The 19,366-nt window shown below is 66.9% G+C and carries 7 protein-coding genes; 1 reads left to right on the forward strand and 6 read right to left on the reverse strand.

Annotation, left to right across the window (positions count from 1 at the left end; all coding sequences use genetic code 11):
- Window positions 1–68: 68 nt before the first annotated feature.
- Entirely contained in the window at window positions 69–1,409 is a 1,341-nt protein-coding gene (tssK, locus tag J2X24_RS18030; protein WP_209724676.1) for a type VI secretion system baseplate subunit TssK, read from the reverse strand.
- Window positions 1,410–1,614: 205 nt separating this feature from the next.
- Here tssK and J2X24_RS18035 point away from each other — a divergent pair, with 205 nt between their 5' ends.
- Window positions 1,615–2,958: a M23 family metallopeptidase gene (locus J2X24_RS18035; RefSeq protein ID WP_209724678.1), complete on the forward strand. Its 1,344-nt coding sequence runs from the start codon at window positions 1,615–1,617 to the stop codon at window positions 2,956–2,958.
- On the opposite strand, the gene J2X24_RS18040 is transcribed toward J2X24_RS18035, so the two are convergent.
- Genes J2X24_RS18040 through J2X24_RS18060 form a run of 5 tightly spaced genes read right to left on the reverse strand, consistent with a single transcriptional unit; the run spans window position 2,939 to window position 19,329 of the window.
- Window positions 2,939–3,784 carry a CPBP family intramembrane glutamic endopeptidase gene (locus J2X24_RS18040; protein ID WP_209724680.1) on the reverse strand — a complete coding sequence of 282 codons (846 nt, stop codon included), beginning with the start codon at window positions 3,782–3,784 and terminating at the stop codon, window positions 2,939–2,941. The genes J2X24_RS18035 and J2X24_RS18040 overlap by 20 nt on opposite strands.
- A gap of 10 nt (window positions 3,785–3,794) precedes the next feature.
- Window positions 3,795–4,283 (reverse strand): DUF4123 domain-containing protein, encoded by a 489-nt coding sequence (locus tag J2X24_RS18045; RefSeq protein ID WP_209724682.1) that lies wholly within the window; start codon window positions 4,281–4,283, stop codon window positions 3,795–3,797.
- 10 nt (window positions 4,284–4,293) lie between these two features.
- A complete protein-coding gene (locus J2X24_RS18050; RefSeq protein WP_209724684.1) occupies window positions 4,294–4,848 on the reverse strand; it encodes a PAAR domain-containing protein in 555 nt (184 codons plus the stop codon).
- A 34-nt stretch (window positions 4,849–4,882) separates the two neighbouring features.
- Complete coding sequence (locus J2X24_RS18055; protein ID WP_209724686.1) at window positions 4,883–8,062, reverse strand: CHAT domain-containing protein; 3,180 nt, start codon at window positions 8,060–8,062, stop codon at window positions 4,883–4,885.
- On the reverse strand, window positions 8,062–19,329 hold the full coding sequence (locus J2X24_RS18060; RefSeq protein ID WP_209724688.1) for a two-partner secretion domain-containing protein: 11,268 nt from the start codon (window positions 19,327–19,329) through the stop codon (window positions 8,062–8,064). The genes J2X24_RS18055 and J2X24_RS18060 overlap by 1 nt, the downstream gene beginning before the upstream one ends.
- Window positions 19,330–19,366: the final 37 nt, after the last annotated feature.

Here is a 19,366-nt window from a genome sequence, read left to right on the forward strand (position 1 = left end):
AGATCGAAAGGTCCGGCCTGACTAGCACTACAATCTAAATTATGTTTTGCCGCGCAAACGGAATGTCATCACTTATCCGCGCGCTTGACGCACCACAGTTCCAGCTTCAGCGCCGCCCAGTCGCCGGCCACGTGCAAACCCAGCCCCGGAGCCGAGGCGAAGTCGCGCCAGTCGGGCACGCCGCGGTCGAGCTCGAAATAGACATAGCCCGGCAGAACGCGCAGCTGCGGCGGCGGCGTCGGTGCGTGGCGCAAGGGAACGCCTGGCAGGGCCGATTCGACGATGGCGCGCATCTTGGTCACCGGGCCGATCTTGGCGATTGCCGGGAAACGCGCGCGGATTTCATCCAAGGGTGCTGCCGCATTGACCGCCAGATAAAAGTAGCCGGTCTTGTAGAGATTGTGATCAGTGATCGGCGAAACGAAGGCGCCCGGACCGGCCGCATCGAGGGGCAACTGCACGGCCGAACGGTCGAAGACGGCGGCCATCATCGAACGGAGCATGTCGAACACCGGCTCGAAGGTCTGCTGCAGGTTTTCATGGTCGTAGCCCGGGAAACGGCTGACCCGGCGCTCCGGACGCGTCAGGGTCGCCAACTCCCCCGCCATGCTGGCCAAAGTCTCGTAGAGGCGCTCCGGGTGGATGCGCGGCACGGATTCGATATGGTGCAGGATCGGGCACCAGCGGTTCAACGCCTGCAGCAGCAGAAAGGACGCGAAGGTCTCCGCTCCGCCATCGGTGGCTTCGACCGCGCGCACCGCCAATTCGTCGGCGCGCTGCTCGGCGCGGCCCAGGATGTCAGACACGCCGCCCTTCAGCCGCTGAGAGGCGGCGATGTCGTGGCACGGCGGGATATAGCGGTCGTCGAACATCAGCCGCTTGTTCTGCAGTTCGCGCACGCGCATCAGCCCGACTGTCAGGCGGCCGTAGGTCTGGTCGCGAGTGACGCCGAAGGTCAGGTTCGGCACACCGAACTCGATGCCTTCCTCGACGCGGTCATCGGAAAACGAATCGATGACGGCGTGTTCCTCGACCAGGAAGCGCGCCTCGTGGCTGCGGCGGTCGGCGTCGCGGAATTCGACGGCGCCCTCCTGACGCGCCGGCAGGGTCAGATAGACGATGGCGTCGCGCGTATCGCCCGGCATGTCGAGTGGCGGCGGGGGCGGCATGTCTTCCGGGATCGAGAAGGTCGTGCCGTCGGGCATGACGCCGGAACAGCGCACGACGCCGAACTTGCCCAGTGTCGCCAGCTCTTCATCGACCACCAGCTCGAACAGACCCCAGCGGTACGGGCCCGCACCCGAAACGCGGGTGTTGATCTGGGCATCGACATACCGGTCCTGCTGCTGGAAATGCTGCGGCCGAAGGAACATTCCCTCGCGCCAGGCGACGCGCCTCTTGCCTGCCATTGCTTGGTCCCTGAAAGCCTACTTGAATGCCGACTGCCCGCCGTTCGCCGCCAAGCGATCTTCGGCCCCATGCGCGCCCGATCGCCACGGCTCAGACGTGGCAATACCCCATTGTTTGCGGGACTAAAGCACAGCTTCCCGCCGCATGAAAGCCATGTTACACGAAAAGCCTGCGAATAATCCGCGTTACGGGGCAGCGGGAAAGATGAGCGATAACGAAGACGGGTTTTCCTTCGACCCTAAGACCTGGAATAAGGCCGCAACCCGCGCTGAACCCGCGCCTCCAACACCCGCTCCCATCGTTTCCGAACCCGAATCATCCGGCGGCGAAACCGTCCTGTCACGGCGCAATCTGATGGCGCTTGGCGGCGGGGCCGCGCTGCTCGTAACGGGCGGAATTCCCGCAGTCCTTTCGCGCAGCAAAACACCCCCCACCGAAGCCGCCGCAGAACCGGCGCCTCTGCCCGCCGGCACCATGACCCGCAGCCTCACCCTGGCACAGGCCAGCGACCTGCAGGGCGCGCTCATATCAGCAGGCGTACCCGTCGAGGAAGCAAGTCGTGCGGCGACAACGGCACTCGGCGTGCTCGGTTCCGCCGACGGGTCCTTGCGCCTCGTCATGCACCTGACCGGCGGCGGCGAAGCCAGGCTCGAACGCGCCGAGCTGACGCGCGCCGACAGTTCCGGCGTCAGCCTGGTGCGCACAGGGGCAAGCTTTACCGCCACCGCCATCGCCGCCTCGGTGACGACCGAGGTCATCGTCAAGCGTGGCGAAATCGACCGTGACAGCTTCTATACCTCGGCGGTGACCGCCGGCATTACCGACAGTCTCATCCCTGAATTCGCCAAGGCGTTCGCCTACGATTTCGACTTCCAGCGCGAGATCAATCCCGGCGACATCTTCGAGGCGGCGTTCGAGCAGGGCCGCAACGCCTCGGGCGAGCCGGTCGGCATTCCGCGTCTCATCTACGCTTCGCTCAGCACCAGTGCCAAGTCGCGCGCGCTCTATGCCTTCACGCCCCAAGGCGGCGAGGCCGGCTGGTTCGACGGCAACGGCATCAGCATCATCCGCAGCTTCCTGCGCACCCCGGTCGATGGCGCGCGCATCACCTCACGCTTCGGCATCCGCGTCCACCCGGTCCTGGGCTTCGTCAAGGCGCACAGGGGCACAGACTTCGGCGCGCCAACAGGCACGCCCATCTATGCCGCCGGTGACGGCGCGGTGACCTGGGCGGCGATGAAGGGTCCCAACGGCAATCTGGTCATCCTGCAGCACGACAACGGCTGGCAGACCTACTATCTCCACATGGATCGCTTCGGCGACGGCATCACGCCGGGCGTACGCGTCCGCCAGGGCCAGACCATCGGCTATGTCGGCACGACCGGCCGCTCGACGGGGCCGCATCTGCACTATGAGATGCACGTCCACGGCGAAGCCGTCGACGCCATGACCATGCCCATGGACGAAGGCCATTCGCTGAAGGGCGCCGAACTGGCTGCCTTCCAGGCCGAACGCGACCGGATCGATTCTATACGGTCGCAGGCTTAGGAAGGCTGCTCTTCCATAACGCCAACGGCACGCAGAAGGCCAGCAGCACGAAGGTGACGGCCAGCGAGGCATTCAGCCCTTCCGCCGATCCGCCCCATAGTGCAGATCCTGTCAGGTCGAGATCGACAAGCGCGGTCGGATCGACACCCGGATTGGGGAACAGGCCAAGACCCAGAGACTCCGTCCAGTTCCACGCGCAGTGCGCTACCATTGGCGCCATCAATCCGCCCGTACGCCAGGCCAGAAGACCAAATAGCAGGCCGGCCAGGGCGACGTTCAGCAGGCTTAACGGCGTCTGTGCCACCTCCGCGGCGAAGTGCAGGGCGGCAAAGGCGAGCGACGTCGCAGCGATCGCCGCCACAGGCCCAAAAGCCCGGGTCAGGACGGGCTGGATCCAGCCACGGAAATAAACCTCTTCGACGACGCATTGCAGCAGGGTCAGCGGCGTCATCAGCAACAACAGGCCAATATCCGGCGTGCCCGGCGTGTGGACCAGCGTATTTGCCACTGCGGCATAGAGAACGCAGATCAGCACACCGCCGATGCCGAAGGCGGCCCCGGCCACTGCCATCCGCCCGGGCGCAGCGCCCAGCGCCTTCACGGACACATTCGTCACCGCGCTCCATATCGCGGCGGCGGCAATCATCGGCCCGAACAGCCCGACCGTCATGGCCACCGCCTGGGTAATGGGCCCCAGGCTGCCCATTGCCGCGGACAACAGCGGCGGCAGAAACCTGATTATGATCAACCCCAGCCCGAGCGCTACCGCGGCGACGAGCGCGGCCGCCGGCCTTGTCTCCCCGCGCACCCATGCCATGGCATTCATCGCGTTTCCCCTATTGAACGGGCGTGTCGGCGTCATAGAGCCGGTCGCCGCGCAGGTTATAGTTATGCAGGATATCGGGCCGCGCGCCTTCGACGGCGAAGAGGCTCAGTTGGTCGAACCACGGCCGGCGCTCATCGGGCGAGCAGGCGCGGATATAGGTGTTGAAGACGCGCGGATCGTAAAACCGGAACAGCGCCACCGTGCCATCGGGCAGCATGGCCTGGAGGAACCTGCGAAAGTGCCTGCGCATCTCCTCCAGGCTGGCGGGGGAGCGGCACATGATGCCCCAGTTGCGACCGCGCCCTTGGGACTTCCAGGTTTCGAGCAACGGCTCACCCGGCCTCAGGCGCACCAGCCACGGCGAGGCGGCGGCCAGGACCGGCGGCACATTGCCGGAAAACAGGCAGACCCTGCCGCGCGCACGCATGACCAGAGAATGGAGATTGGGATCCTGGGCGGTGTCGATCACCGCGAACCAGTCGCTCTCGGTCTCACTCATGATTTTCGGCTCATGACGGGGGCGTCTGTTTGCAGGTTTCAGTGAAAGGCGCGCCCGTCCTGGCCGATTCCTTCAGTGTTTCGGCCTGGGCCTCGGGCTGCGGGAAGGCATTGCTGGTCGTCAGGGCTTGGGTCTGGGATGAGGTCCTGGTCGTCGTCACCGCATCGACCTGATTGGTGAACTGAGCGTCGGCGGACGCTTCGCCGGTCTGTCCGGGCGCTCCGACGCGCGGCATCATGACGCCGCCGCCACCGCCCCCTCCTCCCCCGCCGCCGGCATCTCCGATCATCACGGTCGGAAAGCCGAGGATGATCGATCCGCCGTGGGCAGTCATATCGCCCATCCGCGCGGCCGGCATGCCCATGACCAGGACGGTCATGGAGCCCTTGACGATAACATCCGGCGGCCCGACGCAAACCAGCATGTCCGACACGCGCGCCTGCGGCAGGTTGCCGGTCAGGACGGTCGGCGCGCCTGGCCCGGCTATCGGACCTCCGACATGCGGCACAGGCCCATTAAACATGGGACAGGTATGCATGTCGGTAAGCCTGGCGGCTGGCGGCATATGTCTCTCTCCGGTGGGCAGATCTTTTGACGGCTTAACGCGACGCGGTCTGCAATTCCTTTGGGCTCAGCATGGACTTGGTTCCGTCGCCGATCAAGACGTATGCGCCCCAATAATAGGGATGTGAATAACGAGGTTGTCCGATCAGGCGCGTCTGGGCGGTGCGCAGCGCCGCCGACATGCCGTAGATGCGGCCGCTCGAGTAGAAGGTCTCAATCAGTTGGTCTGTTTCGGCGGAAGCCGGGACATTCCAATAGGTCGCCATGACCGCCCGCGCCCGCGCCGTAATGAAGGCGCGCACCAGACCGTCGAGCGTCGCCGACGATTCGTCCTGGCCCGACAAGCGACCCAGTTCGCCGCTGACCCCGGCCGCCGTGTCGCAGGCCGACAGGACGACGAGATTGGCGTCGAAGCGGAGTTGCGCCACTTCCGGGAAAGTCAGGAAGCCGTCGGAGACCGCGCCTGCCCCCTGCTCCGGCAGGGCGACGCTGGTGATCAACGACGGCGGGATGCGCGAACAGCCAAGCTGGCTTTCGGGAATGCCGTGGGTGGCGAAGTGCACGACCTGATACTGCTCATAGGCGCCCTGGTCGCTGGCCTTGAGCAGGCCGGTGTCGCTGAACGCCGCTCCCGTGACTTCGGGCACGTCGTGCAGTCCCATCGCCCGGGCCGCCAGTGAGATTTCACGGGCGCTGACCGGCTTGTTGCTGGCGATAGCGCCCAGGAAGTCGCTGTAGTCCACCTGACAGCCGCCAAGATCGAGCTTGCGCCCCTGGAAGGCGGCAAGGCTGGGCGGCGGGGCGTTCTCGCCAAAGCCGATGAAGGGCTTTACGGCACGCGAAGGCGTAAGGCTGCGCGACACTAGGAGCGAGCGCGGCGACAGGGCGTAATAGACGTCCGACCGGTAGGCGATGAAGTCGACGCGGCTGTAGTCATACGGATCTACGCCGCGCGTTTCGACATAGCGCTTCACACTGTCGGCGCTGGTCACCAGCACGCTGGCCGGCAGGTTTTCCAGCGGCCCCGACGGATCGACGATGATCGAGCGCGCCAGACGCAGCTCCGAAGCCGCGGGACCCGCCACAAGGCTGAACATGGCGTAGGAGGCCGAGACATCGAAGAACGGAATCTTGCCGCTGTCGTCGCGAATCGAGGTGCGGACGCGCGCGGCGATGGCAGACAACTGGTCAGAAGTCGCCCCGATGCGGAACAGCCAGGCCCGGCCGGGGCTAAGCACGATGGCGTAGCTGCGCGTCTTGAGCTGGGTGATCTTCAGGAAGTACTCGCCGGATTTCAGCACCGCCTGCACTTCGGCGGCGCGCACCAGCTGGTCATCGACCAGTTTGAACTGCGGATCGTTGGTCAGCTCGGCATTGACTTCGATCAGGCGGTTTTCGGCGTCGTTGCGCTGGGTTTCCAGGGCCGCCCGCGCCACGTCGTCCAGGGTGCCGCTGCTGGCGATCTGGTAGCGCAGCTGAATGACGCGGCGTTCCAGTTCGTTGCGGTCCTTGACCTTGGCGGCGATGGCGCTGTTGCCGGTGACGACGTCGCGCAACTGCGCCATCTGCCGGGCGACGGCGGGTTCGCCGACGGACTGGATGGCCTTGAAATAGAGTTCGACGGCTTCGGGCGAGCGGCCATTGGCGGCGCGTTCGACCAGGATGTCAAAATAGGGCTGCAGCTCGGCCGGTGGGCGGGCGCCAAGATCGCGCGTCGCCAGCAGGGCGTCGATCGAGGTCGAATAGGCCCTGATGACCTCGTCACGGCTGACGGCGCGGTCGCGGCTGAGCAGGCTGGCGCGTTCCATCTGGATGTCGGCAATGATCGGACCGGAGAAGGTCGTCGAACCTGTCACCGCCAGGACAGCCGCGCTGGGAGCCAGGTCGAACCGACATTCGCTGCTATCGGCCAGCACCACGCCCTGAAGCAGGGCCAGGGCGCAGTCGAAGCTCTTGACGGCTTCGCGGGGCTTGTTGCGGAAGGCGTGGATTCGGCCGTTCTGGCGCTCGATGCGGGCCTTGATGCCGAGCAGTGAATCCGCCCGCACGCTGCGTTGCAGCATGTCCGTGTAGGAAACGGCCTGATCCAGCGCATCGGAACTCTTCTTCACGTCGCGCACGCCCAGCCAGGCGATGCTGGACGCCCAGCTGCGCTGCGCTTCCAGAAGCCGGCCGGACAGTTCGCCCCGATCAGCGATGGCGCCGGCCGTATTGGCGATGCCGCCGGCCGGCTGGTTGAGCGCGCTGATCGTCGCCATATCGGTCAACGGATTGGCGGCGCTTTCGCCGGCCTCCAGCGCGTCGAGCGCCTTGCGCCACTGGCGGCGGTTGTTGGCGTCGAGGGCTTCGTAGGTCGACAGCTTACGCATCAGATAGGCGCTGACCTGGCCGCCTTCCACCGAAGCCAGCAGCCTGCGGGCCTCGGCGAGGTGCGCGTCGGCGGCCTCCGTCTGGCCGATATTGGAATCGGCGATCCCGGCTTCGAGATAGAATTCGGCGCGCGTGATGACCGGCGTGTCGGGGGTCAGGCGGCTCAGGCCCCCGTTCAGCAGCCGCGACGCCTCGACATAGGCGCCCTGCTGGTTGAGCAGGATGCCGTTACTGAGGATCACTTCCGGCAGGAAGGCTTCGCGGACCGGCTCGGGTGTCGCCGATATAGGGGCCTGGGCCGACGCGCTTACGGCCGGCAGGTTGGCGGCGACGATGGCCGCCTTGGTGTCGGCATAGCGGTCGGTGATCCGCTCCTGCCCGGTCAGGGTACGCAGGCCCGCTTCCATCGGACCGGCCGCGGTGAACACTGCCTCGCCGCGGTAGATGTACTTGCCTTTTTTGAAGCTGGCCGAGACCATGGGCGTGCGGGACTTGGTGTCGAAGCACTGGCGCGCGTCGACGGCACCGATCCCGTCGACTTCAACCTTGCGCGCCTCGGCGCAGCCATCGTCCGACCACGGATAATCGGCATCGACCAAGACAAGGGTGCCGTAGGACCGCCCGGCAGCGGCGCCCCGGCAGGTTATGGCATAGGTGCGATCGTAGCGGCTGCCGCGCGGATCGTTCCACGTCCGGCTGGCGCTGCACGGTTCGCCCGTCGCGTCACGGCCCAGCAGGAAGCTGTCCGGCACGGGACCGGCGGCTTGCTGGGCAAACGCTGTTGCCGTCGCCACCAGCCACACCCCAAGGCCCGCCATCAGCGGTTTACGAAATACGCCGATCATTATTGCGTCCCCTTTTCGGATGCGGCCGGGCACGCGCTGACGGCCGGGTCACAGTTGGCGTCATCCGACAGGGCGGACGCCGGCGCGGCGATGTCCGAGAACAGTGCCTCGTTATTGCTGCTGAGCACCGAGTCGAACGACAGGTCGGGCGCCGCAGCCGTCAGGATGGTCATGGTCGAGTTGTCGAAGACGGCCAGTGGCGGCTGGACCAGCGAAGACGACAGACAGGCCGTCGCCGCGCCGACCACGCAGCCGTTGATCCGCGTGTTCTGGATCGACGCACCCGCCCCGATCTTGATCACATTCTGGCCCAGCAGCGCCGACGCCGAACCGATGACTTCGTTGATTTCACCGAACATGGCAAAGGCGTTCGGCGGCGCGACCGGATCGATTTCGATCGTACCCGGAACCGCCGACGTGCCGATTTTGGTGCCGGCGTTCGCCGGACCCTGGCCGGTATTCTGAAACAGGGCGAAACTCTTGTACTTCAGCTTGATGCTGCCGGCGCGGACCAGCAGCGGGTCGGTGTACGGCAGGCGGCTGCGGTAGAGGGTCGAGCTCGGCTGGTTTACATAGTTGGCCGCGACCATGTCGGCGTCCAGTGGCGTCCCGCCGGCGTTGACGCCCAGGTCGTCGAGGAAGTCGTCGGCCTGGCCGGCGGCGATGGCGCCGCCGCGCAGCTCAAGCAGTGCGCCGCCGACATCGATGCGCCCGCCCGCCGCCGCCGTGGAAGCGATCCGGATGACCGAGGCCGTGGCGGTGGCGTCTGTGGCCGCCCCCCCTAGGATCACGGTGCGCGCGGCGGTCGTGCCGCTGGCTGTCCCCGCCCGGTCGGTCACCAGGCGGCCCGTAAGGTCCACGCGCGCCGTCGTGAAGATGGCGGCGGTCGTGCCGGGGTCGGCCAGGGTCCAGTTGAGGTCGCCGATGGCGACATCCTGCGTGCCGGCGTCGAGTGCGACCATGCTGCCGGCGCCCGAAGCCTTCAGGCGGTTGACCTCGGTTTCACTGAGATCGAAGCCGCCGGTCCCTGAGGCATTGCTGCCCAGGCGCAGGGTGCGGCGGGCGGCGACGGTGATCGTCCTGGCTGTCACGTCGCCGGCAATATCGGCATCTGAGGCGTCGAGCGTGACGGCCTGTCCGGCTGCCGAAATGCCCTGGGTCTGGATGGCGTTCGCCGCCGTGACATTGACGTCGCCGGTGCTGGTCGTGGCCGCCAACTGGGCATTGCCGGCCGACTTGACCGTCACCCCCCTGGCCGTCAATCCACCGGTGACCGCGACGTCTCCGTTTGTGCCCGTGGTCTCCAACGTCGCAGCGCCCGCGGCCGTACCGGTGCCCAGCGTGACCCCGCCGGAACTGGCCGACAGCTTCAGCACGCCGCCGGCATTGGCCGTCGTGGTGGCGATGCTGGCGCCGGTCACCAGGACATCGCCGCCGGTGCTGCGGACCTCGGCCACCTGCGCGGCGCCCCCGGCCGTGACCGTTGCCGTACCGCCGCCACGCAGATAAACCTGAATGGTGGTATTGCCGCTGGACTTGACATCACTGGTTCCGGCGACGTCGCCGCTGCCCAGCGCGGCATTGCCGGCGGTGGCTTCCATCGCCAGCCTGCCGCCGGCCTTGGCAACGGTAACGGCGACCGCTTGGCCCTTGACGGTCAGGTCACCGCCCGTGCTTTCAGCGGACCCCAGGGTCGCTGTCTGACCGGCGGTGACGCCGACATTACCGCCGGCGCTGAGCGTGGTCACATCCGTATTGCCGCTGGCCGTCAGGGTGGCCGTCGTGACAGCCTGTCCAGTCCCGAGCTTGAGGTTGCCGCCCGTGGCTTCGGCCACCAGTGTCGTCTTTGCGGCCGTATGCGTGACATCGACCGATGCACCCTTGATCGCGACATTGGCGCCGGTGCTGTCGATCCGTGCGGCCTTCGCCACACCGCCGGCGCCGAGGCTTGCCGCGTCTCCGGCGGTCAACGCCGTCGTGACGGTGGCGTCGCCGCTTGCCTTGACGTCGGCGGCTCCCCCCGCCGTACCGCTGCCCAGTGTGGCGCTGCCGGCGGTGGCTTCAACAGCCAACTTGCCGCCGGCCTTGGCGCCCGTGACATCGACCGACGCGCCCTTGACTGACGCGTCCGAACCTGTGCTCTCGATCGAAGCCACCATAGCCGTCTGTCCCGCCAAGACATTTGCGGCGTTACCCGAAACCAGGGAGATCACGTCGGCATTGCCGCTGGCCGCGACGGTTGCGGTCGTGCCTGCCGAACCCGTGCCCAGCTTGAGGTCACCGCCCGTCGTCTCGATCGCCAGCGTTGTGTTCGCCGCCGTCTGGGTAATGTCCGCCGAAGCGCCCTTGATGGTGACACCGGCGCCTGTGCTGTCGATCCGCGCCGCCTTGGCCACCCCGCCAGCGTTGAGGGAGGCCGTCCCGCCAGCGATCAGCGAGGTCAGTATGGTCGCGTCCGCGCTTGCCTTGACGTCGGCGGTTTCGCCTGCCGTGCCGGTACCGAGCGTAGCATCGCCCGCCGTCGCTTGGACCGCGAGTGCCTTATTGGCCTTGGCCGTGGTGATCTTCACAGTCCCACCCGTGACCGAGACGTTCGAGCCAATGCTTTCCACGGAAGCCACGGTCGCTGTCTGTCCGGCCGTGACGCTGGCTGCACCGCCTGAGGTCAGCGAGGCGACATCAGCGTTTCCACTGGCTGTCAGGGTCGCAGCTCCATCGGCCGTACCCGTGCCGAGGTCAATATCGCCGCCGGTAGCTTCAATCGTCAGCGTGCTCTTGGCAGCCGTTTGCGTGACGTCCACCGAAGCGCCCGTGACTGCGACACCGGCGCCTGTGCTGTCGATCCGCGCGGCTTTGGCCACCCCGCCGGCATCGAGGGACGCCGCCCCGCCCGCGATCAGAGAGGTCAGGATGGTCGCGTCACCCGTAGCCTTGACCTCACCGGTTCCAACGGAGGTCCCGGTATCGAGCGTGGTATTGCCCGCCGTCGCTTCGACCGCCAGATTGCCGCCGGCGTTTGCCGTTGTGACGTTCGTAATCCCGCCCTTGACTGAAACGTCCGAACCCGTGCTTTCGATCGACGCCAAGGTCGCCGTCTGGCCGGCGGTCACACTGGCCGCCCCGCCCGCCGTCAACAACGTCACATCGGCATTACCACTGGCTGTCAGGGTGGCGGCACCATCGGCCATGCCTGTCGTCAGCTCCAGGTCTCCCCCCGTGGCTTCGACCGTAAGCGTCGTCTTGGCCGTCGCGGTTTTTATGTTGGCCGCCGCACCCTTCACGTTCACATCGGCGCCGGCGCTTTCCACTGCCGCGACCGTCGCTGTCTGGCCGGCTTCGATCGTCGCAGCGCCCACAGACAGTGCATCGGTCACCTCGGCACCCTTGCTGGCCGTCACGGTCAGCGCCGCCCCAGCGTCCGCCGTACCAAGCTGCACATCTGCGCCTTGCACACCGATGTCACCCGAAGCCGTCATATCGGTGTGTTCGAAGCCGGTCAGCAGGCGGCCATCGTTAGCCGCCGGGCTTCGCGCCAGGCCCGAGACGTCGCCGCTGGCCGCCGTCACGCTGATATTGCCGCCAGCCGCCGTCAGGCTGTCCGTGCGCACATTGCCGCCGGCCAGCAGGGTCACGCCCGTGCCGGCGTCGCCAGTGGCGATCGTGATGTCGCCGGTAATGGCCTCGACGTCGATATGCTGACTGTCCGCCTGGACAAGGTCGGCCGTCACCGCATCCTGCGCCGAAATTTCGGCATAGGTCGATCCAGTGATGGAGGTGGCCGTGACATCCGATCCCGTCGCCGTCAGGGTAACGCCGCCGTCCTTCGCCAACACGGTTTCCGCGTCGATATCGGCGGCGGTAATGGTCACGCCATCGCCCGTAAGCGCCGGGCTCAATGTCCCGCTGCCGGCGGCTACATCGCCCAGCAGCGCATTGCCGGAGGCCGTCACGACGACGGTCGAGCCCGCGCCGCCGGCCGTCACATCCATGCGGCCGGCCCCAGTCCCACCGATCATGCCGGCCGACGACAGCTCGATATGGCCGTCCGTCGTCGTCACGCTGTCGGCCGCCAGATCGGTGCTCGACGCCGCGATCTTCTGGGTGGTCAGCTTGGCGGCTTTACGTGCCTTCACCGTCGGGACGGTGATGCTGCCATCCTTGGCCAGAAGCCTGACATTGCCATCCTTGGCGTCGACGCCGCCCGCGACATTGGCGTCAATCGCCTTGCCGGCGGTGAGCGTTACCTGATCCGCGACGGCCGCGCCGAGCCCATCGCCCGCCGTGACCGTTCCGGTCTGGATATTGCCGGTCGTGGCGGTAACAGTGATTGTCTGACCGTGGCCTCGGGCAGTAATCTGTGTACGGCCGAAACCGTCCAGCAGACGTGAATCACCCGCCGGCGCGATCGTCCGCCCACTGACATCACCCGCATCCGCCGTGATCGACACTGCCCCGCCGGTGGCGGTCGCCGTGTCCACCCGCACATCGGTCCGCGAGGCCAGGGTCAGGTTTTTCGCCGCCACCGCGCTGCCGAGCGTGATGGCATTGGCGTCAACCGAGATATGGCTGTTAGTCGCCAAGGGCGCCGCGTCGCCGGCCGGCGTCGCGGCCGCCGAGCCCGTCGGCAGGGCAAGCGTCCCGGCCGCACCGGCCGCAGCGCCAGCGCCCGGATCGCTGGCATCGGGTGTAGCCGGCCCGGTCACGCCGCTGGCGAGGCTGGTGAAGGTCACGCTGCCCGTGGCAGTCAGCGCCACCTTGCCGGCGGCGCCCAGATCGTCGCCGGTGATGGCGCGGCCGCTGGCCAGCTCGACATTGCCGGCGTGGCTGCGGGTATCGGCCAGCGCGATATCGCGGCCGGCATTGAGGACGACGTCGCCCTGGGCCGACAGATCTCCACTGACGGTGATGTCCCTGGTCGCGCCCGAAGCGGTCAGCTTCGCGCCCTGGTTCGCGCCGCTGACCGTAATCCCGCCGGTCGTGATATTGCCGGCCGTGGTCGTCAGCGACAGGCCGTTGCGTACGAAGACCGTGCCGAAGCTGATGTCCGCCGTCGTATTTAGGCCCGCCGTAAAGGTTTCGCTGCCAACGGCGCCGCTCAGGCCGTCGATGGCGCGTGCGTTGACGGTGCCCAGCGTCACGGCCTGCCCAGCCCCGACCTTGATACCCACACGGCCAGTACGGTCCGGACCGCCCTGGACCGTCGTGCCCGTGCCGAACACAACCGCGCCATTCACCGCTTCCAGCAGAACCGGCGCGCCGTGCGGCGCCGAACCATCGCTGTCGGAGGTCAGGGTCAGATCGCCCCGGCCAGTGACATTGCCGCCCGACGCCGCCACGCGGACAAGACCGGTGGCCTTCTGATTAACCGCGCCGGACGTCGCCTTGCCGAGCGTCACCGATTGTCCGCGTACGTCATATCCGCCGCCCGAGACGCTACTGCCCGCCGTCACATCGCCGACGACCTCGGCGCTACCCGTGGCCACAATCTCGATGTTACGTCCGGCCGACAGGGTGTCGAGCTGGCTCAGGCCGCCCGATGTCACCTGGACATCATTGCCCGCCGCAATATTAGCGTGCGTGGCGGCTTGCCCGGTGACGTCGCCGCCCGTCGCCTGGACGACCGCGTCGCCTTCATGCGTCGTCAGGCCGTCGAGTTGGACATCGTCTGACGCCGTGATCGAAGCCTCCGAACGCGCCTCCCCGGTGCCGAGCGTCACATCACCGGCGGTCGCCGACAGCGTCAGTCCGCCGTCCTTGGCCCACGCCTTGGCGGTACCGAAATTGATAGTCTTGGCCATGACCTTGATCTGGTCGGGAGTTACCGTCGCCGAGACGCTGCCCGATCCCGCCGTCAGGTCACCGAGACGCGCCGTGCCGTTGACCGCGCTGACCGTGATCGACTGCGATTCCCCCGACGCCGTCATGGCCGCCGCTGTCGCTCCGCCGCCCATGCCACTGATATCGCCCGTATCCGCCGTCACGCGGATATCGCCGGCGGTGGAGCTGACCGTGTTGGTCAGAATGCTGCGGACGGACTCGAGGTCGATATCGTCCGCCGCCGTTACCGCGCCGGCCGACAGGTCGTTACCGGCGTCGTTCGCCGTCAGTTCGACGCCGCCATCGCGCGCGGTAACAGAGATCAGGTCAACGCCCTGCGCCGTCACGGTGATCTGCGTCACGCCCGTCGATGCCGTCGCCGGACCGTCGCCCGCCGTGATGGCCGCCAGCTTGATCCGGCCGCCGGTGCTTTCGACGAGGATCGTTTTGTCCCTGGTCGTGGCATCGCCCGACACGCCCGAACTGACATCCCCCCGGCCATAATCATCGATCGAGGCCGGCGTGCCGGTCGTGGCATTGCCGGTGATGTCCCCGGCCGCGGTGATCGCCACATTGCCGCGCTCGGCCGACACTTCAGCCAGGCGGATATCGTCCGCGGATTTGACCGTGGCGTTGCCATCGACGCTGTTGTTGTCCGAAGCCCGGACAGCGGTGGCAATTTCGATATCGCCGGTCGTACCGCCACGGTCGGTATTTTCGATCTGGACGTGGCGATCGGCAGTGACGGTGCTGACCTTAATGTCGCCATTCCGTGCACTGAGCGTCACATCCTGACCGGCCGTCGCGGCCGTCAGGTCGATGCCGCCATTGGTCACGGACACGGTATCGCCGGCCGTTACGCTCAGATTGCGGCTGGTCGCCTCAAGCGTGCCGATATCGGCCGAGGTCTCGGCCGTTACCGTGGCGTCGCGTCCGGCGGTGCCGCTGGTGGCGATCGTCACCGTGCCAACCGTCGCAGTCACCGTCAGATCGCGCGCGGCATCAAGCGTGCCGACATCGACGGCCTGCTTGGTCAGGATAATGTCACCCGCGCCGGCAACCGCACCCGGCGCCGCCGGTGTGGCGTCGCAGCAGTCGGTCACCGGACCGCCGCCAGCACCCGTGTCGGCATCGACATCGGCCATGTATGGCGCCGGTGCTGCCGTGCCGGCGGTGATGGCCGTGACGGAGCCCAGCAGGGTCGTATCGGTCACGTCGCCCAGCGCCTGGACCAGGTCGGCGTCGAGGCTGTTGCCCGAGGTCTCGATATTGCGGTTGCTGTAAATATTGGTGGCGGTGATCGTATTGGCATTCAGGTCGACATTGCCCTGCGCCGCCAGGTCGCCATTGGCCGTGATCGCCGCGCCGTCGAGAAACAGGCCCTGGCCAGTGCCGCTGACCACGATCTTGCTCAGTGCACTGATCGTTCCCGAGCTCGTGATCGACAGCGTGTTGCGCAGCGACGTATCGCCCAGCGTCACACTGCCCGAATGGTTCAGGTTGGTCAGGAAGGCTTCGGCGCCGCCGGTGCCCGCCAGTTTATAAAGGCCGCGCGCCTGGACACCGCCGAGCGTCAGATCCTTGGTCGCATCCCCCATGAAGATGCCAACCTTGCTGTGACGGCCGGTGCCGCCACGCAAATTGCTGGTCGAGGCAAAATTGATCGTCCCGCTGTCGCTTTCCAGCAGCAGGGGTTCCTGCCCGGAATTGTTGGAATCGGCCGTCAGGGCCAGCGTGCCGAGGCCATCGATGTCGCCTGTCGCGTGGATACGGACCAGACCACGCGCCTGCTGCAGGCGGGTTGCCGCGTTCGCGCCGAGCTGGATCGCGCTGCCGGTCACATTATAGTTGCCCGTCGCGCCCGAGTCGGCGCCAGCGGTGACATTGCCCGTTACCGTGGCAGTCGATACCGCTGCCACCGTGACATCGCCGGAACCGCTGGTCAGATTCCCGGCCGTCGCCGTCGTCTTGGCGTCGATATCGACGTGGCGGCCGCCATCGGCGGATCCGACCGTGATCGAGGTGCCCGTCGCAACCTGCGTGGTCAGCATGACGTCGCCGTCATTGGCCGTCGCGGAAGTGACATCGATCTCCTCAGCCGTGACGCCGATCTGATCGGTGACAGCGGCCGCGGCCGTGCCGGTCCCGGCGGCGATCGTGCCCAGATTGGCTTTGCCGGTCTGCGCCGATATGGTGACGGTCGAGCTTTCGCCGCCGGCGGTCGCGGACAGGCGCGCCGTCGACAGCTCGCCGGTGATGTCACCGGTATTGGCGGTCAGGGCGACATCGCCATCGGTCGTCGTCACGCTGTCGATGCGGATATTGGCGGCCAGAACCGTCGCGGCATCCGCCTGGACCGTGGCGTTCCCCTTGGCGGCCACCGAGGTCGCCGTAACATCGCCGTCGCTGGCGTGCAGGTCGGCGGCGCCGTCCCTGGCATTGACCGCGCCGGCGGTAATGGATTTGGCGTCCAGATCGACCTGCGGCGATGGCGGGGTTGCGCCTGTCCCGTCGCCGGCCTCGACATCGCCGACCGTCAGCGTCGTGCCTGCCGCGGCCTTGACGGAGGTGTCGGCGCCCGTGGCTTTCAGGTCCGGCGCTGTCGCCGTGACCCCGGCGATGCTGTCGACCGCCGTGATCTCGATATTGCCGGTCGTTGTGATCGCGCTCAACTCGACGGCATTGCCGGCGATCGTGACATTGCCCGTGCCCGACGCCGCGCCATCGACCGAAACATCGGTGAAATGGCCCGTCGTCGTGCCACCCTTGAGCGTGGTGCCGCTACCGGTCAGCGTAATGCCGCCTGCCGCCGTGACGCTGAGCGCGCCCGCCGCGTCGCCCGTGGTAAGCGCATCATTCTTATTGGCGGTCAGAGCCAAGGCATTGAAGGTCGCCGTCGCGCCCTGCACCGTCACCTTGCCGCCCGCGCCCTGCGTGCCGCCAAGTGTGACCCGGCCGGCATCGGCGGTCGCGGCGTAATCGCCTTCGACCGACACATTGCCGCTGACGGCCAGGTTGGTCGCGGCCCGCACGGTGGCGTCGGATACCGCGCCGCCCGATACGCCGTCGTCCGCCGTGATCGCGGTGGCAGACAGGCTGCCGCTGGTCGAGCGCAGGTTCAGGTCCCCCTTAACCGCGACCGTGCCCAGCGCGATATTGCCCGCCTGGGCGGTCAGGCCGGTGAGGTTGAGCGCCGTGACATTGCCCAGCGTCACATTCTGGCCGGCCGCCGACACAGCGACATCCGACTGGCTGGCCGTACCGCCGTTCAGCGCCGTCGTCATATTGACCGTGCCGGTCGAATTGAGCGTAAGCGCCTCGGTCCCCGTGGCGTCGCTGTTCGATGTCAGGCTGCCAGAACCGAAGACGCCCACACCGGTAATCGTGACCGCGCCCTTGGCGCCTTGCGTGCCACCGACCGTGACCGTGCTGCTATCCGATGTCAGCGTGTAATCGCCGTCGACCGACACCGTGCCATTGACCGACAGGGTCGTGTCGGCGCGCACCGAGGCATTGGAGCTGCCGACACCGCCGTCGTCGGTCGCAATGCCGGCGACGGACACACTTCCGCTGGTCGAGCGGATCGTCAGGCCGTCCGTGACCGAAACCGTGCCCAGCGAGATGTCGCCGTCCAGGGCATTCAGGCCCGTCAGCGCCTTCGCGCTGACATTGCCGAGCATCACGTCCTGGTTGGCGGCGCTGATGTCGACATCCGATTGCCGGGCCGAACCGCCGTTCAGCGCCGTCGTCATGTTGATCGTGCCGGTCGAGCTCAGGACCAGATCGTCGAGGACACCGGTTCCGTCGCTGTCGGACGTCACGCTGCCCGAACCAGTGATGCCGACACCGGTGATTTCGACCCTGCCCTTGGCGCCCTGGGTCCCCCCGATCGTGACGGCGCCCGTATCGGCCGTCACCGTGTAGTCGCCATCCACCGATACCGGGCCGTTGACCGACACAGTGGTGTCGGCACGTAAGGACGCATTGGAACTGCCCGCGCCGCCGTCGTCCGTCGTCACACCTGCCACCGACAGGCTGCCGTCCATGGATCGCAGTGTCAGGTTGTTAGTGACCGACACGGTCCCAAGCGCGATATCGCCGTCCTGGACACCCAACCCTGTCAGCGCCTTCGCGCTGATATTGCCAAGCGTGACGTCCTGGTTGACCGCGTCGATATCGACGTCCGACTGACGCGCGGCGCCGCCGTTCAGCGCCGTCGTCATATTGATCGTGCCGGTCGCCTTGAGTTCCAGCGCCTCGGTGCCTGTCCCGTCGCTGTTCGACGTCAGCGTCCCCGAACCCGACAGAGTCGTCCCGTCGATGACCACAGTGCCTTTGGCGCCTTGTGTCCCACCCAGCGTGATCGCCGCGCCTGAGACACGGTAATCGCCGTCGGCCGTGACATTGCCGGTTTGCGACACGTCGCCCGGAGCGGTGACGATGACGTCGCCACCCGCGGTCAGCGCACCAGCCGAAACGATATCGGCCGCCGAGGTCGTGCCCGATGGCGTAAAGTTCAGCGAGGCGTGGCTGCCCGAGATCGCATCGGCGCCGACCGACAGGATGATACGCCCACCGACATCGACGGCTTCGAGCGTGGCGCCGGAATCGACGCCCAGCAGGGTGTCGGTGATATTGGCGGCGCCGGCCAGTATGATGGAGTTCGCCTCAAGCTGGCCCGTCGCGCCGACCGTGACCTTTGCGGTCGCGAGCGTCGTGCCGGCGGCAACATCGATGCCAAGAGGACTGCCCGGAGTGAAGCTGAAGGTGACGTCACGTGCGGCGATCAGGGCGATGTCGCCGCCCGTCGCCGTCATGGCGCCATTGGCGGTGATGATCTGCCCCGCCGCGCCGACCGAGCCCGGATTGGTGAGGTCGCCGGCCGTCACCGTGCCGCCGAAGCCGATTTCGCCGTTGGCCACCCAGGTGGCGTCGGCCGCGCCGGCGCTGTCGATGCCGTCGCGCAGCCGGTAGGTCGCGCTGGTGAAGTCGCTATTGGCCATGTTCAGCGTCGAAACGAAGAACGAGCCGGTGTTGACCGTCGAGCCGTTGCCGAACATGACGCCGTTCGGATTGAGCAGCCACACGGCGATATTCTTGTCCGAACTTAGCGTGCCGTCGATGACCGACTGGCCGCCGCCGACCGCCACGCGGTTGAGCACCGACATGTTCGTGACCGTGCCGCCATTGTCGAAATGGACTTCGTTGCCGGCGCCGATGTTGAAGGCCGCCCAGTCGATGACCGTATCCGTGGCATTCAGCGTCACCGTCATGTTGGTGTCGGCTGGCGCGGGTACCGGGATCGTCGGCGCGCCCACCGTGCCCGTGCCGCCCGTCGGCAGGTCCTGGCCGTGTACGGCGCCGGACAGGCTCCACACGACAAGCAGGGCCGTCGTGCCGGACAAAAGCCTGCGGTTACGGAACGCTTGGGACGGCTGGTGGGCACTCATAGCGTGTACTCCTTAGGCATTTTGCCAATCTTGACCG

The sequence above is a fragment of the Asticcacaulis solisilvae genome, assembly GCF_017875235.1.
GTDB classification, from domain to species: domain Bacteria; phylum Pseudomonadota; class Alphaproteobacteria; order Caulobacterales; family Caulobacteraceae; genus Asticcacaulis; species Asticcacaulis solisilvae_A.